General features: G+C 67.0%; 22 protein-coding genes and 1 tRNA gene. 19 read left to right on the top strand and 4 right to left on the bottom strand.

The genetic code is table 11. The features are described from left to right. The first annotated feature begins 157 nt into the window (after window positions 1–157). The 7 genes from rsfS (at window position 158) to Q368_RS0106605 (ending at window position 5982) form a co-directional block, all read left to right on the top strand. Window positions 158–574: a ribosome silencing factor gene (gene rsfS / locus Q368_RS0106635; protein ID WP_029458315.1), complete on the top strand. Its 417-nt coding sequence runs from the start codon at window positions 158–160 to the stop codon at window positions 572–574. Then, window positions 571–2091: a 2,3-bisphosphoglycerate-independent phosphoglycerate mutase gene (gpmI, locus tag Q368_RS0106630; protein WP_029458314.1), complete on the top strand. Its 1521-nt coding sequence runs from the start codon at window positions 571–573 to the stop codon at window positions 2089–2091. Before rsfS ends, gpmI begins: the two co-directional genes overlap by 4 nt. A 4-nt stretch (window positions 2092–2095) precedes the next feature. Next, window positions 2096–2341, top strand: coding sequence for a hypothetical protein (locus Q368_RS0106625; RefSeq protein WP_029458311.1), 246 nt, complete (start codon window positions 2096–2098; stop codon window positions 2339–2341). Between the two features lie 24 nt (window positions 2342–2365). After that, window positions 2366–3082 carry a site-2 protease family protein gene (locus Q368_RS0106620; RefSeq protein WP_029458306.1) on the top strand — a complete coding sequence of 239 codons (717 nt, stop codon included), beginning with the start codon at window positions 2366–2368 and terminating at the stop codon, window positions 3080–3082. Between the two features lie 26 nt (window positions 3083–3108). Then, window positions 3109–5154, top strand: coding sequence for a phosphoglucomutase (alpha-D-glucose-1,6-bisphosphate-dependent) (gene pgm, locus Q368_RS0106615; RefSeq protein WP_425423676.1), 2046 nt, complete (start codon window positions 3109–3111; stop codon window positions 5152–5154). A 121-nt stretch (window positions 5155–5275) separates the two neighbouring features. Further along, on the top strand, window positions 5276–5521 hold the full coding sequence (locus tag Q368_RS0106610) for a helix-turn-helix domain-containing protein (RefSeq protein ID WP_043785295.1): 246 nt from the start codon (window positions 5276–5278) through the stop codon (window positions 5519–5521). Continuing rightward, entirely contained in the window at window positions 5518–5982 is a 465-nt protein-coding gene (locus Q368_RS0106605) for a hypothetical protein (RefSeq protein WP_029458301.1), read from the top strand. The genes Q368_RS0106610 and Q368_RS0106605 overlap by 4 nt, the downstream gene beginning before the upstream one ends. 110 nt (window positions 5983–6092) lie before the next feature. On the opposite strand, the gene Q368_RS0106600 is transcribed toward Q368_RS0106605, so the two are convergent. Next, the gene (locus Q368_RS0106600) at window positions 6093–9971 is read right to left on the bottom strand and encodes a class I adenylate cyclase (protein WP_029458300.1); all 3879 of its coding nucleotides are present in this window, start codon (window positions 9969–9971) and stop codon (window positions 6093–6095) included. A gap of 135 nt (window positions 9972–10106) precedes the next feature. Beyond that, entirely contained in the window at window positions 10107–11393 is a 1287-nt protein-coding gene (locus Q368_RS0106595; RefSeq protein ID WP_029458298.1) for a cyclic di-GMP phosphodiesterase, read from the bottom strand. Window positions 11394–11591: 198 nt separating this feature from the next. Between Q368_RS0106595 and Q368_RS0106590 the strand changes: the two genes are divergently transcribed. From Q368_RS0106590 to Q368_RS0106545, 10 genes are all read left to right on the top strand, one after another. Continuing rightward, on the top strand, window positions 11592–12383 hold the full coding sequence (locus tag Q368_RS0106590) for a tetratricopeptide repeat protein (protein WP_043785290.1): 792 nt from the start codon (window positions 11592–11594) through the stop codon (window positions 12381–12383). A 204-nt stretch (window positions 12384–12587) separates the two neighbouring features. After that, on the top strand, window positions 12588–14366 hold the full coding sequence (locus Q368_RS0106585; protein ID WP_029458291.1) for a methyl-accepting chemotaxis protein: 1779 nt from the start codon (window positions 12588–12590) through the stop codon (window positions 14364–14366). Between the two features lie 160 nt (window positions 14367–14526). Then, the gene (locus Q368_RS0106580; protein ID WP_029458290.1) at window positions 14527–15450 is read left to right on the top strand and encodes a branched-chain amino acid transaminase; all 924 of its coding nucleotides are present in this window, start codon (window positions 14527–14529) and stop codon (window positions 15448–15450) included. A gap of 47 nt (window positions 15451–15497) precedes the next feature. Next, window positions 15498–17285 (top strand): DNA polymerase III subunit gamma/tau, encoded by a 1788-nt coding sequence (gene dnaX / locus Q368_RS0106575; protein ID WP_029458289.1) that lies wholly within the window; start codon window positions 15498–15500, stop codon window positions 17283–17285. Between the two features lie 24 nt (window positions 17286–17309). Further along, complete coding sequence (locus tag Q368_RS0106570; protein WP_029458288.1) at window positions 17310–17621, top strand: YbaB/EbfC family nucleoid-associated protein; 312 nt, start codon at window positions 17310–17312, stop codon at window positions 17619–17621. A 98-nt stretch (window positions 17622–17719) separates the two neighbouring features. After that, complete coding sequence (gene recR, locus Q368_RS0106565) at window positions 17720–18334, top strand: recombination mediator RecR (protein WP_029458286.1); 615 nt, start codon at window positions 17720–17722, stop codon at window positions 18332–18334. Between the two features lie 14 nt (window positions 18335–18348). After that, window positions 18349–20541 (top strand): SF1B family DNA helicase RecD2, encoded by a 2193-nt coding sequence (gene recD2 / locus Q368_RS0106560; RefSeq protein WP_029458285.1) that lies wholly within the window; start codon window positions 18349–18351, stop codon window positions 20539–20541. A 45-nt stretch (window positions 20542–20586) separates the two neighbouring features. Further along, the gene (locus tag Q368_RS0106555; protein WP_029458284.1) at window positions 20587–21555 is read left to right on the top strand and encodes a lysylphosphatidylglycerol synthase transmembrane domain-containing protein; all 969 of its coding nucleotides are present in this window, start codon (window positions 20587–20589) and stop codon (window positions 21553–21555) included. Between the two features lie 11 nt (window positions 21556–21566). Further along, window positions 21567–22391, top strand: a complete 825-nt coding sequence (gene thiD, locus Q368_RS0106550; protein ID WP_029458283.1) for a bifunctional hydroxymethylpyrimidine kinase/phosphomethylpyrimidine kinase — start codon at window positions 21567–21569, stop codon at window positions 22389–22391. Window positions 22392–22491: 100 nt separating this feature from the next. After that, window positions 22492–22576, top strand: a tRNA-Leu gene (locus Q368_RS0106545). Between the two features lie 274 nt (window positions 22577–22850). Here Q368_RS0106545 and Q368_RS0106540 read toward each other — a convergent pair. Next, window positions 22851–23192 carry a type II toxin-antitoxin system HicB family antitoxin gene (locus Q368_RS0106540; protein WP_029458282.1) on the bottom strand — a complete coding sequence of 114 codons (342 nt, stop codon included), beginning with the start codon at window positions 23190–23192 and terminating at the stop codon, window positions 22851–22853. Beyond that, entirely contained in the window at window positions 23189–23338 is a 150-nt protein-coding gene (locus Q368_RS26935; protein ID WP_245611296.1) for a type II toxin-antitoxin system HicA family toxin, read from the bottom strand. Before Q368_RS26935 ends, Q368_RS0106540 begins: the two co-directional genes overlap by 4 nt. 248 nt (window positions 23339–23586) lie before the next feature. On the opposite strand from Q368_RS26935, the gene Q368_RS26930 reads away from it, so the two are divergent. Both Q368_RS26930 and Q368_RS0106535 read left to right on the top strand, forming a co-directional pair. Next, window positions 23587–24291: a DnaB-like helicase N-terminal domain-containing protein gene (locus tag Q368_RS26930; protein ID WP_281174617.1), complete on the top strand. Its 705-nt coding sequence runs from the start codon at window positions 23587–23589 to the stop codon at window positions 24289–24291. Next, window positions 24195–24854, top strand: a complete 660-nt coding sequence (locus Q368_RS0106535) for a class I SAM-dependent methyltransferase (protein ID WP_162179631.1) — start codon at window positions 24195–24197, stop codon at window positions 24852–24854. Before Q368_RS26930 ends, Q368_RS0106535 begins: the two co-directional genes overlap by 97 nt. Window positions 24855–24865 lie beyond the last annotated feature (11 nt).

Raw genomic sequence — 24865 nt, 5'->3', positions numbered from 1 at the left:
GCGTCCAAAGGCGATTCCTGCCGAAAGGCTGCCGCCGCGTCAAGAGAGGACCGGGAAAAAACGGCTTGATTCACGGCGGCGTTTGCGGGCCGGCCCCAAATCGGATAAAGGTCCGACGTCTTCCCAAGAAGGGAAGCAAAAATTTTCCGGAGAGACGATGCCCTCGAAAAAATCCGACGCGAACCTGTCCCCCGTGGACAAGGCCGTCATTGTGGCCGGCTGGCTGGCCGAAAAAAAGGCAAAAGACATCCTGGCCCTCGACGTGGCCGCCATCAACCCCGTGTGCGAAGCCATGGTCGTGGCCTCGGCCGTGAGCCTGCGTCAGGCCAAGGCCCTGGCCGACCACGTGCTTGCACGCTGCGGTGAGGAAGGCTTTTCCTACCTCGGCATGGAAGGCTACCGCTACGGCCAGTGGGTGCTCCTCGACCTCAACGACGTCATGGTCCACATCTTCCAGGAAGACCTGCGCCCCTTCTACAACGTCGAGGGCCTGTGGTCCGAAGGCGAGCGCATCGCGCTGCCGGCCCGGGCCGCCGCCCCGGCGACGTCCGAACCCGATCCGAGCGACGCATGACGCCCACCTTGCTCCTCATCCTCGACGGCTGGGGTCTGGCCCCGGCCGGCCCGGGCAACGCCGTGACCCTGGCCAGGACCCCGAACCTGGACCGGCTGCTTGCCGCCTACCCGGGCACGACGCTCGCCTGTTCGGGGCGGTCCGTGGGCCTGCCCGACGGCTTCATGGGCAACTCCGAGGTCGGTCACATGAACATCGGCGCGGGACGGGTCGTCTACCAGGACATGACCCGCATCGACATCGCCGTGGAAGAGGGGAAACTGGCTGCCAACCGAGTGCTTGCCGATCTTGCCGCCGCGTCGCGCGCCGCCGGCGGCCGGGTGCATCTCATGGGCCTTGTCTCCGACGGCGGCGTGCACAGCCACCTCAATCATTTGAAAGCCCTGGTCGCGGCCTTCGCCGCCCTGGGCCAGAAGGACGTGTGCATCCACGCCTTTCTCGACGGCCGCGACACGCCGCCCCAGAGCGGGGTGGGCTACGTGGGCGCGCTGGAGAGCTTTCTGCGCGAACTGGGCGCGGGCCGCATCGTTTCGCTGACCGGCCGCTTCTACGCCATGGACCGCGACAAGCGTTTCGAGCGCGTGGCCGAGGCCTATGCCGCCCTGACCGAAGGGACGGGCGAGCCCTTCACCGATCCCGTGGCCGCCGTGGAAGCGGCCTACGCCGCGGGCCAGACGGACGAATTCGTGAAGCCCCGGGTGCTCGCCGGGGGCGAGGGCGTGCTTCGCGACGGCGACGCCGTGTTCTTTTTCAACTTCCGGGCCGACCGCGCCCGGGAGTTGACCGCGGCGCTCACCCGCGACGATTTCGACGGCTTTGCCCGAAACGTTCGCCCGAAGCTCTCGGGCTTCGCCACCATGACCGAATACGACGGCTCCTTCGGCCTGCCCGTGGCCTTTGCCCCGGAAACCGTTTCCGACGTGCTGGGCGAGGTCTATTCCCGGGCCGGCCTGACGCAGCTGCGCCTGGCCGAAACCGAGAAATACGCCCACGTCACCTATTTCATGAACTGCGGCCGCGAGGAGCCCTTTCCCGGCGAGGAGCGCATCCTCATTCCCTCGCCGCGCGATGTGCCCACCTACGACCTCAAGCCCGAGATGAGCGCCCGGGCCGTGACCGACGCATTCATCGGCGCGCTGCCCAAGGGCCATGCCCTGGCCGTGGTCAACCTCGCCAACTGCGACATGGTCGGGCACACCGGCGTGCTGCCGGCGGCGATCACCGCCGTCGAGACCGTGGACGCCTGCGTCGGACGCATCGCCGCGGCGGCTCTCTCGGCCGGCTGGCGCATGTGCGTCACCGCCGACCACGGCAACGCCGAGGAAATGATCGCGCCGGGCGGCGGCCCCATGACCGCGCACACGCTCAATCCCGTGCGCTTCGTGCTCGTGGACGACGCCCGCAAGAACGCCAAGCTCGTCCCGGGCAAGCTCGGCGACATCGCGCCGACCATCCTGCGCCTGGCCGGGCTGCCCGTGCCGGCGGCCATGACCGGCGCGAACCTCGTGGCGGAGTAATCCCGTGAGCAACGAACAGCGCAAGCCCCTGACGCCGGCCAAGCCCGTGGGCGTGGAACTGGTCTTTTTGTATCCCTGCCCCTTTTGCCGGCGCGAAGTGCCCGTGGTCGCACCGGTCAAGCCGACCATGATCGCCTGCGACGCCTGCCGGGGGCGCTTTCCCATCGTGCCCGTGGATGAACGCTCGGTGCGCTTCGTCAAGGTGATGCTGGCCGGCGGCAAAGCGGCCGTGGACCCGGATTTCATCTAGTTGACCGTTTAGCGAGGCGCTCCCATGACGTACGTCGCTGTCGCGTTGCTCCTGGGCCTTGTCATCCTCGTCCACGAACTGGGGCATTTCCTGGCCGCCAAGGCCGTGGGCCTGCCTGTGGTGCGGTTTTCCCTGGGCTTGGGCCCGGTCCTCTGGAGCCGGACGTGGGGCGGCACGCGCTGCTGTCTGTCCGCCGTGCCCTTCGGTGGCTATGTGCTGCTGGCGCTTGCCGGCGAGAAGGACTATCTCGCCGCGCCGCTTTGGCGGCGCATCGCCTTTTCCCTGGCCGGCCCCGTCGCCAACCTCCTGTTCGCCCTGTGCTGCTACGCCGCCGTCTACGCCGTCAGCCCCGGGGAGCATTCCCTGGCCGGCTACTGCGTCAAGCCGCTTGCCTGGACCCTCGGCACGGCGCAGGCCATGCTGGCGGCCATCCCGCGCCTTTTCGGCCATGCGCAGGAGCTTTCGAGCCTGGTCGGCATCGTGGCCGAAGGCGGGCGCTTCGTCGGGGCAAGCGCCTCGCGGCTGCTCATGCTCGGCGGCTACATCTCCGTGAGCCTCGCCGTCTTCAATCTGCTGCCCCTGCCGCCGCTCGACGGCGGCAAGATCGTCTGCGACATCCTCGTGCGCTGCCGCGCCGGACTGGCCCGCTATTACGTGCCGGTATCGGCCTGCGGCTGGCTGGCGCTCATAGCGCTCATGCTCTACGCCACGATCCAGGACGTCTGTCGCTATCTGGCGTAACGCGTTGCGGCCCGCCGGCCCCTGCCATGCCACGCAAAAACGCCCCCATTGCGCCCCGGCGCGACAAGACGGCCGCGCGCGCCCTGGCCGACCTGCTCGCCGCCAGCGGCGCGTCGCTTTCCGCCCTGGAACTCTCAAGCCTTGCCGGTTACGGCGAGAAGGCCGTGCTCGAAGCCCTCGCGCACCTGCGCCGTTCCCTGCGCCGCACGCCGCGTCCGCTGCGGGTCCATGCCGCCCGTTGTCTCGCCTGCGGCTACGTCTTCGCCAAGCGCGACCGGCTGGAAAAACCGGGCAAATGCCCGGTCTGCCGGTCGACGCGCATCGAAGCGCCCCGATTTTCCCTCGAACCGTCGCCGGATGTGGACGCCGCCGTCCCTTTGGGCCACTATACTCCCGGCACTTCCCAAGGAGGACTCCCCATGGCCATCAGCCCCCTGGCCGGCAAGCCGGCGCCCCGGTCCCTGCTCGTCAACGTGCCCCGGCTCGTCGCCGCGTATTATTGCCTCGCGCCCGACCCGGCCGACCCCCTGCAACGCGTCTCCTTCGGCACCTCGGGCCATCGCGGCAGTTCCTTCGACGCCACCTTCAACGAGGCCCACATCCTGGCCACGACGCAAGCCATCTGCGACTACCGCGCCGGGCAGGGCATCGCCGGGCCGCTTTTCCTCGGCATGGACACCCACGCCCTGTCCGAGCCGGCCTTCATTACCGCCCTGGAAGTGCTTGCCGCCAACGGCGTGGCCACGCGCATCCAGACGGGCCGGGGCTATACGCCGACGCCCGTGATCTCCCACGCCATCCTGACATGCAACCGCGACCACAAGGACGCGCGCGCCGACGGCATCGTCATCACGCCCTCCCACAATCCACCGGCCGACGGCGGCTTCAAGTACAACCCGCCCTCGGGCGGCCCGGCCGACACCGACGTCACCCGCGTCGTCCAGGACATGGCCAACGCCTACCTGGAAAAAAAGCTCGCGGGCGTCAGGCGCATGCCCTATGCCGCCGCCCTGCGCGCGGATTGCGTGGAGGAGTACGACTACGTCGCGCCGTACGTCGCGGACCTCGGCAACATGGTGGACATGGCCGCCATCCGCGATGCCGGTATCCGTATCGGCGTCGATCCCCTGGGCGGTTCGGGCATCGCCTTCTGGGAGCCCATGGCCGAACGCTACGGCCTGAACCTTTCGCTTATAAGCGACGTGGTGGACCCGACATTCTCCTTCATGACCGTGGACAAGGACGGCAAGATCCGCATGGACTGCTCCTCGCCCTACGCCATGGCCCGGCTGATCGAGCACAAGGCCTCCTACGACATCGCCTTCGGCAACGACCCGGACTACGACCGCCACGGCATCGTCACCAAGGGCGCGGGCCTGCTCAATCCCAACAACTACCTCGCCGTGGCCATCGAGTATCTTTTCACCACGCGTTCCGGCTGGCGCGCCGACGCGGCCGTGGGCAAAACCGTGGTTTCGAGCGCCATGATCGACCGCGTGGCCGCGTCCCTTGGCCGCAGGCTGTGCGAGGTGCCGGTGGGGTTCAAATGGTTCGTGCCGGGGCTCCTCGACGGTTCCTTCGGCTTCGGCGGCGAGGAGAGCGCCGGGGCGTCCTACCTGCGCACGGACGGCACGGTCTGGACCACGGACAAGGACGGCATCATCATGGACCTGCTCGCCTGCGAGATCACGGCCAAGACCGGCAAGGACCCGGCGGAACACTACGCGGCGCTGACCGCGCGTTTCGGCGAGCCCCTCTACGAACGCCTGGACGCGCCGGCGAGCAAGGCGCAAAAGGCCGCGCTGTCCAGGCTCTCGCCCGAGATGGTCGCGGCCACTTCCCTGGCCGGCGAGGCCATCACCGCCAAGCTCACCCGCGCCCCGGGCAATGACGCGCCCATCGGCGGGCTCAAGGTGGTCACGGAAAACGGCTGGTTCGCCGCGCGCCCCTCGGGCACCGAGGACGTCTATAAAATCTACGCCGAGAGCTTCAACGGCCGCGAACACCTGCAGGCGCTGCAAGCCGAAGCCCGCGAGATCGTGGACGCCGCCTTCGCGGCGGCGGGGGTGTGAGAGGGGAGAAGGGGGATGAAGAAATGCCTCCGGCGGCCAGGAGGGGCCGAGGGCCCCTCCTGGACCACCCCGACGGGGGCTGTTGAGCCGAAGGGGGTTGCGGCGCGGGGAGGCGATGATTATGGAAGACGGTCTGGAGGATGCGGCGCGGCGATTGCTCGTCGCGCTGGCGAAGTCCCCCGAAGCGCCGTTTCCCCGGCGGGTCATGCCGGGGGAAGTGGCCGTGCGCCTGGGGTTTTCGCCGGCGCGGGCCTGGAAGCTCTTCCGGGCGCTTTTCGCTGCGGGATACTACGAATACGACATATCGGCCTACAGCGGCCGGTTGACCGAAGCCGGCCGTGCGGCCGCAAGGAAAGAATCGACGTGAAGCTTGCGCAACATTGTCTGAGCGCCATTCCGCTGGCCGCGGCCGGCTATGCCGCTTCCGGCGGCAGCTGGGCGGGCGCGTTCGCCGCCGGGTTTTCCAGCGTGCTCATCGACCTCGACCATGTCACCGATTACGTGCTCTACAACCGCGGCTGGGGCGGCGTGCAGGATTTTTTCAAAAGCTGCGAGGAAGGCAAACTCGACCGGCTCTATCTGGTCTTCCATTCCTTCGAGTTCGTGATTTTCCTGTGGCTGCTCGTGGGCTTCGGCATTGCCGCGCCCTGGGGCGTGGGGCTGACCATCGGCATTTCGGGCCACATGCTCCTCGACTGGTTCGGCAACCGCCACATCGTGCAGCCGTCGTTCTATTGGCTGTGGTTTCGCGCCGTAAACGGCTTCGACGGCAACAGGCTTTACCGCGTGCCCCCCGGCACCCTCGCCACTGCCCGCGCCCGGGACTAAGCCCTCTTTTTTCCCCCTTCGGGGTGGTCCAGGAGGGGCCCACGGCCCCTCCTGGACGCCGGAGGCATTTCTTTCTCTTCTTTCTCTCTCTTCCCCTTACCCCATTTCCCCTAATGCCGCATATCGCGCGCAGTGGGGCATTGGGATTTGGCCGGGGCATGGAGGGGCAGGCGCAGGTCTTGGTCCAGGCCGAGACCGGTTGTTTCATTTAAAAACAGCGAAGGCGAGCCGTCGAAGACGTCGAGGTCCTTGGTCCGCTCCAGATGGTAGAGCTCGCCCCAGCTCGTGGCGTAGAGCGCGTCCACGCTGGTCGTGCGCCGCTCCTCGCGCGGGGCGAGCAGGTTGACCAAGCACAGGGCCGCGGTGATGCGCTCCCGGGAAAGCCCCAGGGACAGGGGCGGGGCGAAGGTGTCCTTGACCGGAAAAGCCTGGTGCACGGCTTCGAGCACGGCGGCCACGTCGGGCAGGGTCAGGGGCGCGGGCAGGGTCGCGGCCTTGAGGTGCATGCCCGGGTGGTAGATTTCGTTGGCCACGAGCCAGGCGCACAGGCGGGGCAGGGAGGCGTCCTGGCGCACGGTTTCGCGGCGGCGCGCCTTGCGGTCCGCGCCGGCGGGCTCGGCGCGCACCACGAAGCCTTTTTCGCGCGGCGCGATCTCCTCGTAGGCGAATTCCAGCGAAGCGAACAGATCGCGGCCCGGGCGCACGAACGGCATGCGCATGATCTTGCCCACCTTGCGGCCGAAGCTCGCGGAAATACGCCGCGAGAGCATGGTCTGGTCGCGCTCGGTCAGGCCGCCGCCGCTGGCCAGCTCCTTGCTGCGGTCTTTTAAGCGTTCGTAGGCGCGCAGGAAATAGGAGGCGATGGATTCGCCAAGCGCCTGCACCTGGGCGAAACCGTCCTCCTCGGATTGGCTCTCGCGTTTCGGCGGCGGCGGACAGGCTCCGCCGGCCGGCGGGGCGTAGGGGAAATAGTGGTCGAGCAGCGTCTCGCCAGAGCGGCTGGCGTATTCCTCGCAGGGATCGAAGCCGGTTTTTTGCAGGAAGGCCTGGCGCAACAGTTCCACCGCCCCGGCCCGGCCGGTCTCCTGGTAGTGGCGCGTGACCTCGCGAAAGAGCAGGGCGTAGGGGTCGCAGCGCCACAGGCCGCCCTGGTTGGCGAAGAGGTGCGCCTTGAGCGTGTCGCAAAGCGGCGGCGGCTCGCCGGGGTGGGCGGCGTATTTTTCCAGCAGCCCGAACTTGATGATGGACTTGAAGGGGCTGGTCAGGGATTTGACGATCATCCACAGCGACGCCCCGAAATATTCGTCCCCGGCGATGGGCTGCAGGCAGCCGAAGTCCAGGCTGTCGGCCGCGGCTTCCGGCGCGACGCGGGCCATGGCCGAAAGCGCCTTGGCATAGCCTTCCTGGGTGATGCCGGGCGCGACGCACCACCAGGCGGGCTTCTTGCCGCCGACGACCAGGGCCGTGCGGTAGAATTCCTCCTTGAGGAGCCTGCCCTGGGCCGAGCCGTAGCCTTCGTCCTCGGAGTAGCCGAAGACGTTGTCGCGCACGTCCTGTACGCTCATGCAAAAAAAGTGGATTTCAAGCCCGGCCTCGCGCATGGCGGAACGGCTCGCGGCCTCGAGCTTGGCGGCGAAGGCTTCCTTGCCGGGATGGCGTTCCCATCCGGGGCGCAGGCAGACCCAGACGTCAAGGTCGGATTCCGCGCCCTGGGCCACGGTGCCCACGCTGCCGATGGTGTAGACCGCCTCCACGGGCAGGGGGGCTTGCGCGGCGTCGGCCAGGGCGGCCATGGGCCGGCCGAAGTGGCGTTCGAGCAGCCGCATGGTCGGCAGGTCCGGGTGGAATCCCGCCACGCGTGCGGCTGGCGCGCGGGAGGGCTCCCCCGTGGCGTCGCGGGAGAATCCGGCTTCGATCAGCCCGGGGAGCATATCCAGGAAGGCCGCGCCCGCTTCGCCCAGCCGCCTGCGCGCCCAGGCCGCGCGCCGTTTGTTGCCCGCCAGCATGGCGCGGCGGCGGCGGGCCACGTCGCGGGAAAAAAGGGCCGCGTCCAGGCAGGCGGCGACGAGCCTGGGGCCGCCGCCCGTGGTCAGGGCCGGGGGCAGCGGCCGTGCGGCGGCGGCGTCGGCCAGGGCCATGGCGTCGTCTTTGGCCATGGCGCCGAGGATATCCGGCTCGTCGGTTGCGCCGCTGAAGCGCGCGCCGGCGAAATAGCAGCCTTCGGTGCGCACGCCCGCAAGCTGCGCCCGGGGAAAGACGGCCATTTCGAACAGGCAGTCGGAAAAAAGCGCGCCCCGCACGGAAAGATCGTGGAAGGCGGCACGCACAAGGCTGACCGCCCGCAACCGGCAGGCCGCAAGCGCGACCCCCACCATGGCCGCGCCGAAAAAGTCGCTTTCCGCCATCTCGACGCCCGTGAAGGCGACGTCCTCGCCCCGGGCGGATTCGAAGCCGCAGCCGCGCAGTTCGCAGGCTTCGAAGCGCACGTTTTGCAGCACCGTCTCGCTGAAGCGGCAGTTGGCGAAGCGGCAGCCGTGAAAGGCCACGCGCGTGAGCCGCGACGCTTCGAACGCGACGTCCGTGAACTGGCATTCCGTGAACGTCGCGTCCGCAAACGACGCCTGGGACAAGTCCACGGCCCGCAGCACGCAGCGCGTGGCCGTCACGCCGGCCACGGTCGCGCCTTCGAGTTTCGTCCAGAGGATCTGGCGCTTGTGCAGTTCTCCGCCCTGGGCCAGTTCGCGGCGCAGGGCATCGTCGCCGTTCCCGCCTGTTCCGGGCGCGGCGACGAGCGTTCTGACGCGTTTCCACAAGCCTTTCTGCTCCTGGCTTTCCTCGGCCGGCCCCGGCAAGGGGGCGCGGCGCGGAAAGGGGCGCGAGGCAGCCCGGGAGCGCAGGGCAAGATCCTCGGCCATGGCCCGGACCAGCTCGGGCGTGGCCGCGGGAGTCCGGGCCACGGCCTTGGCGGCGACCTCCATGGTGCGCGGGGCGGCCGAAGCCAGCACGGCGTAGACCGCGCCGAGCGCGAGCCTGCGCGGCACAGGAGGCAGGCCGCGCAGGGCCTGGCCGAAGGCGGACAGGGACAGGCCGGCCAGGAAGGGGGCCAGGGCTTCGGCGTGTTCGGGCTTTGCGGCCAGAAGGCCCGCCGCCACCGTGCCCGCGCGGGCTTCGTCGCAGCCACGCAGGGCGGCCAGGGCCGCCGCCGCCAGGGAGGGTTCCTGCGCGCCGCACAGCGCTTCGACCGGGGGGGCGACCGCGTCCGCATCGAGCCCCGGGGTCTCGGCCAGGGCGCGGCATACGGTCTCGGCCGAGATCTCGTCGAGTTCGCCCAGGCGCGCGGCGAGCCGCTCGATCAGCGTGGGTTCGCGCAGCCGGCCGATGACCCGGGCCATGTACCGTGTCTGCTCGGCGGAAAGGTCCATCTGGAGCAAACGGTGCAGCCACATGCCGAGCCGGCCGCGCACCAGGGCGTTGCGCACGGGCAGGGCCGGGTATTCGTGGCGGTTGGCGAGCAGGTCGAGGAGTATGAGCAGTTCGTCGGGCGTGCGCTCGACGATGTCGGCCAGGATCGCGAGTCCCCAGGCGGCGGTTTTGGGCCGCGACGGCCGGGGGCGGCGGAAAAAGGCGTTGACGAAAAGGAGCTTTTCCTCGTCCCCGATGCAGCCGAGCAGGGACAGCGCCTGGTCTTCGGGCATTTTTTCCAGGTGGATGACCGAGAGCACCTCGCCCTCGACGCCGAGGCGGAAGAGCAGCGCGAACGCCTGGCGGGCGAAGGCCTCGTCGCCGGCCTCGAGCAGGGCGGCCAGGAGAAAGGCCAGCTCCGAGGCTTCGCCGGCCGTGGCCGGGTCGTCCACCGCGCCCCGGTCGATGAAGGCGAGCGTCTGCCTGGCCAGGGGCACGAGCGGCGTCAGGTCGGACCCGGGCGGCTGGGACAGCCCCGTGCGCAGGGTCCGCATGATGGCCCGGGCCGGCGAGCCCGGCCGTTTCATGGCCGGCTCCGGGGGGCGGCGCGCGCCGCCAGGGCGAAGGGGCTATCCCTCACGCGCGGAGTGGGCATGCGCCACGCGCTGCATCCCATTGAAAATACGCAAGAACCGGAAAAAGAACGCAGCGCGCTGCGGGCTTCAGGACCGGGGCGCGGCGTCGACATAGTAGGCGACCTGCTTGCCGGGGTTCAGGTACTGGAGGACTTCCGGGGTCAGCTCCGCCGGTTTGAGGGCCTTGACCACGGTTAGCTCCGTTTCGATGCACAGGTCGATGATCAGCGCCTCGCGCCTGGGGATGTCCGGGTGGTAGACCTTGACGCTCGGGCGCATGGAATCGCGCATGTTCGCCGAGACCACGAGGCCCTGCATGCCGTTGGACAGTTCGACCAGGGAGCCCGGCGGATAGACGCCGAGCTTGCGGATGAACATGGTCACGGCCTTGGGGTCGAAGAGACCCCGGCGTTTGTAGAGCGCCTTCATGGCCTCGTGGGGCGTGGGCGTCTCCGTCCCTTCCTTGGGATTGAGGAAGCGATCGTAGAGGTTGGTCACGGCGGCGATGCGCCCGCCCAGGGAAATGGCCTCGCCCTTGAGGTGGGCGGGAAAGCCCGTGCCGTCCGCGTACTCGTGGTGCTGCAACACGAGTTGCAGGGCCGCCGGCGGAAAGCCCGGCACGGCGGAGAGCATGCGCGCGCCGGCCCTGGGGTGCTCCATGTAGTATTCCTTGAGCACCTTGTTCATGGTCACGAGGTTGCCCTTGGTGAAGCGCTGGATGGGCACGCGGCTCTTGCCGACGTCGTGGAAAAGCGCCCCCATGCCGACTTCCTCGATGTCGCTTTTGCCAAGGCCCATCTCCTTGGCCAGCATCATGGCGAGCACGGCGACGTTGAGCGCGTGGTAGTGCCTGGCTTCCTCGCGCATCTTGGCGGTCATGACGCTCACGAGCACGTCGAGGTCGGAGAGGAAGGTTTCGGCCATGGGACCGACCACCTCGCCGGCCGCCTCCAGCACCTCGGGGCTCGGCGAGGACACTTTTTTTATAGCCTCGACCACCTGGCCCATGGCTTTTTCGTAGCGCCGCTCGCAGGCGGCGAAGCGTTCCAGGCGGTCCTTGTTGCGCTCGATGGTTTCGCGCTTGAGCGAGGAGAGCTCGGCCGAGACCGGGGTGCGGGCCGTGCTCCAGGGGCCTTTCTGGCGCTTGCCGGCCATGCCGTCGATCTCTTCCAGGGAGATGGGCAGGCGGTCGGATTTCTCCGGCAGGCACAGCACGTGGGACAGCCCCAACGCGACGACCTTGGCCACGTCGGCGTCGGACTTGAGCTTGAATCCCTTGGCGGGGAAGGAGTGGTTCACTCCCGGCTCGTCGATGCGGATGAAAAGCCCCGGACAGAGCTGTTCCACCAGTATGGGGTATTCGTCGATCTGCATGGGGGCCTTATTCCGGGCTTGCCGCGCGAGGAACGCGCCGCAGGGGACGGCGGGTCTTGCGACGGCACCGGGCAGTATAGGCGTGGGGAAAAAAACCTGTCAACACGCGCCTGGAGCCGGAAGTCTCCGCTTTCTCGCGTTGCCGTCTTGCCCAAAGCCCGGCGCATGGCTATTGTCCGTCCCATAAGATGGTATTCCATGGCGCCACCTGACGCGACACAGCGCAATTCTCTCCCGGGAGCCAAGCCCGTCAAGGGCGTTTTCTCCACGGACGCCCAGCATTTTCTCGGCAGGCACTTCTCCGGCCGCGTCTCCCAACGGATCTTCGTCTATGCCGAAGAACAGGAAGACGGCCGCATCGCCGTGTGGCGCCTCAGCCGCAACTTCATCCCCAGCGGCAACAAACGGCTGTTACACAAGGAGAAACTCCTCAGCGAATACCTGCCCGAGCCGGCGATCTACATCAACAAGGTCGTGCCGCTCATGCGCCGCCTCGACGATACCGTGGCTGCGGCGGACAAGCATCGCGAGCGCAAGGAGCTTTTCGCCGCCGAATTCGAATACAAAAACGCGCTGGTCCTGGACGCGGACCATGTAAAGGCGACGTTCGGCCTCGGCCTGACCTACCTCGAGCGCCAGGAGAAGCAGAACGCGGATATCGTGTTTCGCAAGATCATGCGCATCGAGGCGGCGTTCACGCCGGAACACAAACACCTGTTCAACGACTTCGGCATGCAGATGCGAAAGCTCGGCATGTACGACGAAGCCATGCGCTATTATGCGCGCGCCTACCGCCTCTGCCACACCGACGAGCACCTTCTCTACAACATCGCCAGGACCCAGTATGAAAAGGGCCGGATGAAAAGCGCGCGGACGATGCTGACCCATGCGTTGCGTCTCAATGCGGAATTTTCCGAAGGAAAGGCTTTCATGGTCTACCTGGAATCCCGCTTGCGCGGCGATGAAACGACTGACCTGCCGCCCGAGTAGCATTTGTTGCGGGCATGTCACGATGGCCGCTCCACGCGTGACCCCCGCGCGTATTTCGCTGCTTCTTCTCCCGGATGTGCGCGGTATCGCTGCTGTTTGACAAGCGTCGTTTCCCGGTGAAAAAAGACGCCGCATCCAGTCGTTTTTTGCGCGGCCGTATTTCGGTGGATTTGCCCTTTCGGGCGCAAGCCAAGGAGTCGTTTCATGGCCAGTCTCAAGGTCGGTGTGAAGCTGTTCGCTTCCGTGTGCGTCACGGCGCTCGTCACGGTGTGCATCGCCGTTTTGGGCTACCAGAGCCTGCGCGGCACGAGCGCGGCCGTGTCCGAGGTGGTCGCCACGGTGCTGCCGCGGGTGGCGGGGCTCGGCATGGTCAAGGAAGGGCTCCTCGCCGCGCAGTCGGCCGAGCGCACCATCCTGGTGCCGGAACTGGCCAATTCCAAGGAATTCGACCGGCAGCGGGAAAGCCTGGAAAAGGGCCTGGCCCTGGTGGACCAGGGACGCGCCATGGTGGACGGGCATTTCACCTCCGACGAGGAGGCCGGGCAGTGGCAGAAATTCAACGCCGCCCTGGCGGACTGGCGCAAGACCAACGCCAAGGTCGTGGAGTTCGTGGCCCAGAACAAGCGCAGCAACGCCCTGACGCTCTCCATCGGCACCTCCATGCTCTCCCTGCGCACGGCCGCCGCCGCCCTCAACTTCCTGCTGGAGCAAAGCCGCGTCCAGGCCGACGCCCTGGCGCACACCGCCCGGGAGCAGGCCGACAGGCGGGGACTTATCCTTATCGCCGCCGCCGTGGCCTGCCTCATCGTCTCCCTGGCCCTGGGCACGGTTGTGACCCTTTCCGTCGTGCGGCCCCTGCGCAAGGGCGTGGCTTTCGCCCGCGCCGTGGCCGGCGGGGACATGCAGGCGCGCCTCGACGTCAAGGGGCGCGACGAGCTCGGCGAACTGGCCGATGCGCTGCGGAAAATGCTCGAGGCGCTCAAGGAAAACATCCAGGCCGCGGAAAACCACGGCACGCAGTGCGCCGCCGAGGCGCAAAAGGCCCGCGAGGCCCAGGCCGCGGCCGAAGAGCACCGCCAGGCCGCGGAAACCGCCCGTCAGGAAGGCATGCTCCATGCCGCCACGCGCCTGACCGCCGTGGTCGATGCCCTGACCGGGGCCACCGAGGACCTGGCCGCCCGGGCCGAGCAGGCCACGCGCGGCGCGGCCGAGCAGTCGGCCCGGCTTTCGGAGACCGTGACCTCCATGGGGGAGATGAGCGCCACGGTGCTTGACGTGGCCCAAAGCGCGGCCACGGCTTCGGACACGGCCGCCGCCGCCAGGGAAAAGGCCGTGGCCGGGTCGGACGTGGTGCGCCGGGCCGTCGCCGGCATCGGCCAGGCGCGCGACAAGGCCCTGCGCCTCACCGACGACATGGCCGAACTGGGCCGGCAGGCCGAGGGCATCGGCCGCATCCTCGGCGTCATCACCGACATCGCCGACCAGACGAACCTGCTTGCGCTCAATGCCGCCATCGAGGCGGCGCGTGCCGGCGAGGCCGGGCGCGGCTTCGCGGTCGTGGCCGACGAGGTGCGAAAGCTCGCCGAAAAGACCATGGCCGCGACCTCGGAAGTCGGCCGGGCCATCCGCGACGTCCAGGACGGCACGCAAAAGACCGTCTCCGGCGTGCGCGAGGCCGTGGCCGTCATCGAAGCCGCCACCGGGCTTGCCGACGAGTCGGGCAAGGCCCTGTCCTCCATCGTGTCGCTCATCGAGACGGCGTCCGACCAGGTTCGTTCCATCGCCGCCGCTTCCCAGCAGCAGTCCGCCGCGGCCGAGACCATCGAACGCTCCATCGCCGATGTGAACCGGGTGTCCGAGGATACCGCCCAGGCCATGGTGCGCTCGACGCAGACCGTGGAAGGACTGGCCGAACAGGCCAGGGAGCTCGGCGCGCTCATCGAGGAGCTTGGCGGGTCGTGCAAGGCGGCCCTGCCGGCCTGACGCGCCATGCGGCATGCCGTGATCTTTTCCCTGGGCATCTTGACCGCTGCCCCCGAAGCGTCTACACTGCTGCGTTTACGTTCCAAACGTCGTGAAGACGCGGTACAACGCCGCTTCCGGGATGGGTCCGGCCGCGGCCATACGCAACGGGGGAAGGAAGATGGGGTTACGTACTGACTTTATCTGGATGGATGGCACGCTCACGCCCTGGGATCAGGCCAATGTGCACGTCCTGACCCACGGTCTGCATTACGGGTACGCCGTGTTCGAGGGCATCCGGGCGTACGAGTGCGTTGACGGCTCCTCGGCGGTCTTCCGCCTCAAGGAACATGTGGACCGGCTGTTCGGTTCCGCCAAGATTTTGGGCCTCACCATCCCCTTCACACCAGGGCAGGTCACGGACGCCTGCGTGGAAACGCTTGTCGCCAACAAGATGCGCGCCGGCTACATCCGGCCGCTGGTGTACGTGGGCTCCGGGTCCATGGGCGTCAATCCCGCCGACAACCCCATCCGCGTGGCCATCGCCGTGTGGCCGTGGGGGGCCTACCTCGGGGCGGAAGCGCTGGAAAAGGGCATCAGCATCCGCACCTCGAGCTACACCCGCTTTCATGTCAATTCGATGATGAGCAAGGCCAAGTCGGCCGGCAACTACGTCAACTCCGTGCTGGCCAAGACCGAAGCCCTGGCCGACGGCTACGACGAGGCCATGATGCTCGACGCCTCCGGCTACGTGGCCGAGGGGTCGGGAGAAAACATCTATATCGTGAAAAATGGCGTGATCAAAACACCGCCCCTGACCACGGTGCTCGCCGGCATCACCCGCGACAGCGTCATCGCCTTGGCAAAGGAAATGGGCTATGAGGTGGTGGAGCAGTTTTTCACCCGCGACGAGGTCTATGTGGCCGACGAGGCGTTTTTCACGGGCACGGCCGCCGAGCTGACCCCGATCCGCGCGCTCGACCGCCGCGTCATCGGCGAAGGGCATGCCGGGCCGGTGGCCAAGGCGCTCCAGAAGGCCTTCTTCAAGGTCGTCAAGGGCGAAAACCCGAAATACGCCGGCTGGCTGCACCGCTACAGCCTGTAACACGCCCCGGGCGGCCCCTTCGGCCGAGGGGCCGCCCGGACACCCGCATGAGCACCACCAGCCTTACCGCCAAATACCGGCCCCAGCGCTTTGCCGACGTGGCCGGGCAGGACGCCGTCAAGCGCATCCTGTCCCGGGCCGCCGCCGAGGACAAGATCGCCCCGGCGTATCTTTTCAGCGGCACGCGCGGCGTCGGCAAGACCACCTTGGCGCGCGTCCTGGCCAAGGCGCTCAACTGCGAGACCGCGCCCACGGCCGAGCCCTGCAACGTCTGCGCCCAGTGCCGCCAGATCACGGCCGGCGTCTCGCCCGACGTCATCGAGATCGACGCCGCCACCCACGGCAAGGTCGAGGACGCCCGCCGCCTCAAGGAGGACGTGGGCTACGCGCCCCTAAACAGCCGCTACAAGGTCTTCATCATCGACGAGGCGCACATGCTCTCCACGGCGGCGTTCAACGCGCTGCTCAAGACCCTGGAAGAGCCCCCGGCCCGCGTCACCTTCATCCTGGCCACGACCGAGGCGCACAAGTTTCCGGCCACGATCATCAGCCGCTGCCAGCACTATCTCTTCAAGCGCCTGTCCCAGGGCGAGCTCGAAGCGCATCTGACCCACGTACTTGAAAGCGAGGCCGTTTCCTTCGAGCAAAGCGCGGTCAAGCTCATCGCCCGGCGCGGCGCGGGCAGCGTGCGCGACTCCATGTCGCTTTTAGCCCAGGTCCTGGCGCTTGGCGGCAGCGGCCTGACCGAGGCCGACGCCCGAAACGTGCTCGGGCTGGCCGGCCAGGAAGTCTTTTTCGGCCTCATCGAGGCCATCCATGGCCAGGACGGCCCGGCCGTGGTCGAGGTGCTGCGCCAGATCCTGGACAAGGGCCTGGACATCGGCTTTTTCCTGCGCGAGCTGGCCGGCATGTGGCGCAACCTGTTCCTCCTGCGCCAGGCCGGCGAGAAGGGCCTTGCCGTGGTCGATCTGCCGGACGAGGAGACGGGGCTCTGGCTCGACTGGGCCGGCCGCTTCGATCCGGCCCACATCCACGCCTGCTGGCAGATGACCATCGAAGGCCAGAGGCGGGTGCTGACGAGCCTCGAACCGGCTCTGTCGCTGGAACTGATGCTTTTAAACCTCGCCTATCTGCCGCGCCTGTTGCCCCTGCAAAACCTCGCCACCTGCGCCATGCCGCCGCAGGGCGCGGGGCCTGCTGCGCCCTCGGGCGCGCCCGGTACTTCCGGTCCCTCCGGCCCGTCCGGTTATGCCGCAGGGGCGCGCCGCGTCGTGGCGGGGAGCTCTGGCGGATACGCGCCGCGGACTTCCCCGCAGGCGGCGTCCGGCGTGTCCGAACATGGGCCCGGCCGCGCGGCCGCCACAGCGGGCGCTCCGGGCGCGCCGCGCCCCGGCGGCTGGCAGCCGCCCCGCAAGGAGGCGGCCCCTGCGCCCGCTCCCGCGGCAAAGTCGGCCCAGGCCGCCGGGCAGGTGCCGTCCGGGCCGCGCACCTTCGAGGGCTTCAAGCGTTTCGCCGCGAAAAACGGCGAGATCATGGGACTGAAGGCCGCAAAAGGGGAGTACGCGTCCGAGCCTGAGCCGGGCACCCTGCGTTTCGTCTGCGCCAACGCCTTTCACGTGAACCAGCTGCGCCACCCGGACAAGCTACGCCAGCTCACGACCCTCGCCGCCGAATACTTCGGCAGCCCCGTGGAAATCGTCGTGGAGGCGGGGGAGGGGGGCGGCGGCGAACGTATGTCCCGTGACGAGCTCAACCGCTATATTGACGAACGGCCGGAAGTCCGACAGGCCAAGTCGGTCTTCGATGCCGAAATCATCGACCGCAAACCCCGCTGAACGCGGTTTACGGAGGATACGCGCATGAAGGGAATGAACGAACTGGTGCGCCAAGCCCAGGTTATGCAGAAGAAAATGGCGAAACTTCAAGAAGAGCTTGAAACCCGCACCGTCGAGGGTTCGGCCGGCGGCGGCATGGTTACGGCCGTGGTGACCGGGGCCAACGAGCTCAAGTCCATCGCCATCGACAAGACCGTGATCGACCCCAATGACGTGGACATGCTCCAGGACCTCGTCCTGGCCGCGGTCAACGACGGCCTCAAGAAGGCCAAGGCCATGATGGAAGCCGAGATGGGCCAGCTCACCGGCGGCATCAAGATGCCGGGTTTATTTTAACAGTAAGAGAGAAGATGCCTCCGGCGGCCAGGAGGGGCGACGACCCCTCCTGGACCTCCCGAAAGGGGGGAAGCTGGGGGAAATGGGTAGTGACGGATATGGCGGTGCAGACGGCGTTGCCGGCTCCCCTGGCGGAACTGGTCGAACAATTGGCGAAGCTGCCCGGGCTCGGGCCGAAATCCGCGCTCAAGGTGGCCATGACGCTGCTCGAGTGGCCACGCGGCCGCGCCGAGACCCTGGGCGAGGCCATCCTGCGCCTGCGCGAGCGGCTGTGCCTGTGCTCGCGCTGCGCCGGGCTCTCCGAGACCCCGGTCTGCCCGGTCTGCGCCGACCCCACGCGCGCCCCGGAGCAGTTGTGCGTCGTGGCCCAGTGGGACGCCGTCATGCTTCTGGAAGAGACGGCCCAATTCAAGGGCTACTACCTCGTCCTCGGCGGCCTGCTCGATCCCCTGGAGGGCGTCTCGCCCGGCCAGCTGCGCCTGGACGCCCTGCGCGCCCGACTGGCCGAGGGCGTGGTCACGGAGTGCATCCTGGCCCTTGGCGCGACGCTCGCCGCCGAATCCACGGCCTCGCACATCAAGAACCTGCTGGCCCGGGAATTTCCCCGCGTGCGCCTGACCCGGCTGGCCCAGGGCATTCCGCTCGGGGCCGAGGTCAAGTACGTGGACAAGGAAACCCTCTCGCAATCCCTGCGTTACCGGCAGGACCTCTAGGACGACTTCCCGTCATGGCCGATGCGGCGCAAGCGATCGAGATAACCGCCGAGGTACAGTCCGTCACCTTCTTCAACGAAGGCTCGAACTATCTCATCGCCAAGGTCCGTTCCAAGGACGAGCCCGGGCCGTTTTCCATCGTCGGCTACCTGGACCGGGTCACGCCCGGGGAAATGCTGCGCGTCACCGGCTCCTGGGCCACCCACCCCAAGTACGGCCGCCAGTTCCAGGTGACGACCTTCGCCCGGGAGATGCCGGCCACCATAAACGGCATCCGCCGCTACCTCGCCTCGGGCATGATCAAGGGCGTGGGCGGGGTGCTCGCCACGCGCATGGTGGATGCCTTCGGCGAGAAGGTGCTCGACATCCTGGACAGCGAGCCGGAAAAGCTTCTTGCCGTGGAAGGGCTCGGCAAGAAAAAGCTCAAGGAGATCGTGGCCTCATGGACGGCGCAGCACGAGGTGCGCTCGCTGATGCTTTTCCTGCAGACCCACGAAATCGCCACGACCCATGCGGGCAAGATTTTCAAGCTCTACGGCAACAGCGCCGAGGCGCGCATCCGGGCCAACCCCTACGAGCTGGCCTACGAGATTCGCGGCATTGCGTTCAAGACCGCCGACGCCATGGCCCTGCGCCTGGGATTCGCCCCGGACAGCCCCGAGCGGCTCCAGGCCGCCCTGGTCTACATGCTCTTCACCATGGGCGAGCAGGGGCATCTGTTCGTGCCGCGTGACGTGCTTTTCGAAAAGACCGGGGCCATGATCGAAGGCGTCGCCCCGGAGCGCCTGGACGAAGCCTTGGGCGACCTGGAGACGCTCAAACGTATCAAGGTCGAGGATCTCTCCACACAGGGCATCGCTTCGGCCGTGTACCTGCGCCACAACTACGCCCTGGAAGTGGAGATCGCCCGCCGGCTGCACGATCTGGCCACGCACCCCGGGGCGGACCTGCGCGGCAAGGTGGAAAAGCTGTTGCCGGCGCTCGAGTCCGAAGCGCGGCTCCAGCTTTCGCCCGAACAGCGCCAGGCCGCCGTGGACGCCTGCGCCGAAAAGGTCTTCGTCATCACCGGCGGCCCCGGCACGGGCAAGACCACCATCACGCGCATGGTGGTGGCGGCCCTTGACAAGTCGGGCTTAAAAGTCAAACTTGCCGCGCCGACCGGCCGGGCGGCCAAACGCCTGGCCGAGGCCACGGGCCAGCCGGCCGCGACGCTCCACAGGCTGCTGCAATCCACGCCCGACGGCAGCTTCGCCCTGTGCGAGGACAACAAGCTCAAGACCGACGTGCTGCTCGTGGACGAAGTCAGCATGCTCGACGCCAGGCTTTGCGCCCATATGCTGCGGGCCCTGCCGGCAACGGCCCGGCTCATCCTGGTCGGCGACGCCGACCAGCTACCTTCGGTCGGCGCGGGCAATGTCCTGGCCGACGTCCTGGCCAGCCAGGCCGTGCAGAGCGCTCGCCTGACGCGGATTTTCCGTCAGGCGAAACAGAGCATGATCGTGGTCAACGCCCACCGCGTGAACCAGGGCCAGTTTCCCCAGGCCGCGGACAGCCAGCCTCCCGAGGCGGATTTTTTCTGGGTGGAGCAGGACGACCCGGCCACGGTGCGCGACATGATCGCGACGCTGGTGTGCGAGCGCATTCCCCGGGTCTACGGCCTCGACCCCTTGCGCGACGTGCAGGTGCTCTCCCCCATGCACAAGGGCGAGGCCGGCACGCAGTCGCTAAATGACGCCCTGCGCGCGCGCCTCAATCCCAAAGGGCCGGAAGTCGCACGCGGCATGGCGCGGTTTCGCCTGCATGACCGGGTGTTGCAGACCAAAAACGATTATGAAAAAGACGTCTTCAACGGCGATCTGGGGCACATCGTGGAAGTCGATCCCGAGGAAGGCGAGGTGGTGGTCTCCTTCGACGGCAGAAGCGTCGCCTATGACCGCACCGAACTCGACGAACTGGCCCCGGCCTATGCCGTGAGCATCCACAAATCCCAGGGAAGCGAATATCCGGCCGTGGTCGTCCCCATATTGACACAGCACTACGTCATGTTGCGCCGCAACCTGATCTACACCGCCCTGACCAGGGCCAGGCGACTGGCCGTGATCATCGGCAGCAGGCGGGCGCTCATGCTCGGGCTGCGCAACGCCGGCGGCGACAGGCGCTATACCCACCTCAACCATCGGCTTCGGGAGCTTTTCAATGCGCTGTAGCCGCAAGGCCGGCCCTGTCGTGGCCGCGTACCGGGATGTTCCGACATGCTCATGAAAAAAGCCGCCAGCCTGCTGGCGCGCATCCTCCTTGTGGGCGGTTGCCTGGTCTACGCCTTCTGGGGCATCGACTTCGCCCAGTTGTGGGCCACGCTCGTGCGCTACGACGACATGGCCCTTTTTTGGACCACGGTCTTTTCCTTTGTCGGTTACGCCATCATGGCCCTGCGCCTGAACTTCCTTTCCGGCTTCAAGGCGGGAAACTGGCTGTGCTTCAAGGCGTTCCTCATGTCCATGGCCGTCAATAACATCGTGCCGGCCAAGCTCGGCGAACTGGCCAAGGCCTTCTACCTGCGCCGGGAATGCCATTTTTCGCTCTCGCGCAGCATCACCATGGTCTTTTGGGAGCGTTTCTTCGACCTCAACGCCATCCTGGCCATGGGGCTCGTCGTCGCCTTCCATTTCAAGCTCAAGATGGCCTTCGTGCCACTCGCCGCAGCTGTCGGCGGCATCTGGGTGGCGCTTTGGATCGTGCGTGCATTTCCCGATTTCGTCGGCCGCATCATCGACAAGATGCCGTCCAACCGGCTGGCCGAATTCATGGCCGAACTCAAGTTGCAGGTGCTCCACGGCGTCACCCCCGGCTTCATGGTCGTGCTCGGCCTCTACACGGCCGTGTGTTGGGCCTGCTACGCCAGTTCGACCTTTCTCGTGCTGCTGTGGGTCGCCAAGATGCAGCTGTCCTTCGGCCACGCGGCGGCGGTTTTCGTCATCTCCTCGCTCGGCATGGCCATGCCGTCCTCGCCCGGCGCGCTCGGGGTGTTCGAGGCGGCGGTTGTGTTTTCCCTGGGCCTTTTCGGCGTGGACCGCTCCCAGGCGCTGGCCGCCGGGCTCGTGCTGCACATGGTGCAGTACATCCCCGTGACCTTGGCCGGGCTGCTCGTGCTCGGCAAGAGCGGCCTGAGCCTGCGCAAGATCCGCCACAGCGAAGATGGGTTGGAAGAGGCGCAAGCCTGAGGGAGAAAGCGATGCATCCGCCATGTGTGCTCACCGTGGCCGGGTCCGACAGCGGCGGCGGGGCCGGCATCCAGGCCGATCTCAAGGCCATCATGATGCAGGGCTGCTACGGCCTTTCCGTCATCACCGCCCTGACCGCCCAGAACACCAGGGCCGTCACGGCCATCGAGGCCCCGACCCCGGGCTTCGTGGCCGAGCAGTTGCGCGCGGTCCTTGCCGATTTCCCGATCCGCGCGGCCAAGACGGGCATGCTCTTTTCCGCCCCCATCATCGCGGCAGTGGCCGACGGCCTCGCACAAAAGAATTTCCCGCTCGTCGTCGATCCGGTCTGCGTGGCCCAGTCCGGGGCGAGGCTGCTTTTGCCCGAGGCCATGGAAGCGCTCGTTTCGCGCATGCTGCCCCTGGCCGACCTGCTCACCCCCAACCGCCTGGAGGCCGAGGCCTTGGCCGGCATGGCCATCGCCACGCGCGAGGACGTCTTGCGCGCGGGCGCGCGGTTGCTCGGGCTTGGGGCCGGGGCGGTGCTGATCAAGGGCGGGCATTTCGCGCCGGGCTCGGGAGAGGCGGGGGAGACGGTTGCGGATGTGCTGCTAACGCGCACGGGCATTGTCCGGGACTATGTGCGCCGCCGCGTGGCCACGCGCAACACCCATGGCACGGGCTGCACCCTGTCCGCGGCCATCGCCGCCCATTGGGGCCTGGGCAAGTCCCTGGAAGAGGCTGTCGCGGCCGGGCGCGATTATCTGCAACTGGCGCTCGAAACGGCCTGGGACCTGGGCGGCGGCGATGGGCCGGTCAACCATCTCGCGCCGTATCAGCGACTGTTGTCGCGTTGACGCCGGCCGGCCGACATTCTTTACGAGCGCCGGGAATGTTTCCTGATTGTGGCCGGGCGCTCTTTCGCGTAAGAAAATTCGCCCATCAGCGGTGGGCCGTGCGAGAGTGGCGGAACTGGGAGACGCACCAGACTTAGGATCTGGCACCGAAAGGTATGGGGGTTCGAGCCCCCCCTCTCGCACCAAGTTGATTTCATAGAGAAAATTCTTCTTCTCTCTGTCCTTAATATTTACGCCCGCCTGAAACTGCCCCAACATAGCCCCAAAAAGTGTGCAACTTTTGGGGCTATGTTCGTTTGGGGCAGGCTGATCTTCGCCCATTCCTTCCGTGCCCTCGCCTCGTCGAGGGCCCATTCCCGCCTCGGGCCGGGGAAACGAAAAGCCCCGCCGGAGCGGGGCTTGATCGTGGGCGTGGGCACCTTCCCGATGGTTTCGGGTGTCCAGAGTGTGGCCCAAAGATCACAGAACGGCATCCCGCGCCGCTCTTTCGGCCGCATCCGCTACGAATTCGTTCAGGCTCTTGCCCTTGGCCTTGGCGGCGATGGCCAGAAGCCGATGCACTTCCGGGGACAAACGCAGCCGGAATTGCCCAGAGTAGGGCTTTTCCGGAGTTCTGTCCGCCTGGGCGCACAGATCAAGATAATCCTCCACGGAATCGGCCAGGGCTTGGCGCAGTTCATCGACCGAGCTGCCGGAGAAATGGATCACATCGCGGATGCCTATCACGCGACCATGGAATTCATTGTCATCGGGAATGAATTCAAAAGTCCCCGTATACCCCTTGTATGTCATGGCGTTCATAGCGTCACTCCTGCGTTTTTTAACAATTCCCGGACACTTTCCACCGCGCCTTTCTTGGCGACGGGCCCGGGATGCGGCCGATGGAACGTGGCCGCCACGCCGTTCGGGACGACCCGGACGCGCGATCCCCGGCCTTCGGTGACCACGGCGTCCAGGGCGAGGAACAGTGCCTCGATGTCTTCCCAACGGAGGTCGGATGTGTGGGGCGGGCAAAGATCGCTGCAAGCGTCTTTTGGTTCCGGGTGTTCATGGAAGAAATGGTACCATTAAATGGAACCCTATCAAGAGGAAGGGCTTCTCTCCTGATAACGTTCTGGCCTGTTCCCAGGCTTACATGGCGACTCAACAGACAATAACTCCGGGCCGTCACGCCTGTGGTTAAGGAGGGGGAGCCATGGGGCAGCCTTCCCGGCGCGTGCTAAATGCTTCTCCGGCTACCCTTGAAAACGCCCGTCTGCGGAATTTGCCGCCCCAAAATCTTGATGCCGAACAGGCGGTTTTAGGTGGTGTGCTGCTCAAAATGTCCTTGCTCGACAAACTTGGCGTGGAGCTGCGGCCGATGGATTTCTATTCGCCCGCTCGCAGGAAGATCTGGGAAGCTCTGCTGGATCTGTGGCGAGCCTCAAAGCCCGAGGACCTGATCACCCTGGCTGCGGCGCTGGCAACCGCCGGCCGCCTCGATGCCGTGCTCAAAGACCGTCTCGACGCCTATGGGGAGTCGCCGGAGGAGTTTCTCGACCCGTACACTGCCCGTCAAGAGCGTGCGCTCGCCGCATCCTCGAAAAGGTCGTCCCGGCACTTTCTTTTCTTTTGCCGGTTGACTTCCCGGGCGGCGCTGGCTGAAAATCCGGCGTCCGCGCCAGGCACGGGCCGCGTCGCGGTGGAAAGCCTTGCAGGCGCAAGCGTGAAGGGAGGGCCTTTGCGCATGCCGCGCAGGCAAACACAGGTGGGACGATGGGGCACATGCGGGACAGCAAAGGGACAGGGCAGGGGATGGGGGCTTTGCCAGGGAAAATCGGGGCGGCCTTCGACGCGCTGTTGCCGCGTCTGGCTGCGGCCACGGACTACTGGCTGCTGGCGGACGCGTTTTCCTCCATAGACGGCTTCCTCGATCCCATCGAAGGCTATGCCTTGTTGCTGCTCGCCCAGTGCGGCCCGGGCGTGGGCGGCATTGTCGAGATCGGCAGCTACACCGGCAAATCGACCTGCTACCTTGCCCGTGGCTCAAAGCGGGCGCGTCGCGAGAAAGTAACAGCCGTCGACCACTTCCTGGGCTCCCCGGAACACCAGCGCGGCGGCGCGAACGAATCCGCCTACGTCGTGCGCGGCGACCTTTTTGCCGTGTTTACGGAAAACCTCGCGAAAGCGGAGGTGGACGACTGGGTCCGGCCGCTGCGCATGGGTTCCGCCGAGGCGGCCGCGCAGTGGAGTCATCCCATACGCCTGCTCTTTATCGACGGGGACCACTCCTACGAAGCCTCGCGCAACGATTTCGAGGCCTGGGGCAAATGGCTCATTCCCGAGGGGCTGGCCGTATTTCACGACATCGGCATCTTTGAGGGCGTGACGCGTTATTACGAGGAACTGTTGCGCGGGGGCGTGTGCACGGAAGCGCTCTCGGTGGGGACGTTGCGGGTGGCGGCGCGTAACGACGCTGGTTGAGCCGCTCCTCG

Origin of the sequence: Solidesulfovibrio alcoholivorans DSM 5433 (genome assembly GCF_000702665.1) — a bacterium.
Classification (GTDB): domain Bacteria; phylum Desulfobacterota; class Desulfovibrionia; order Desulfovibrionales; family Desulfovibrionaceae; genus Solidesulfovibrio; species Solidesulfovibrio alcoholivorans.
This window is presented reverse-complemented; position numbering and strand designations above follow the sequence as displayed.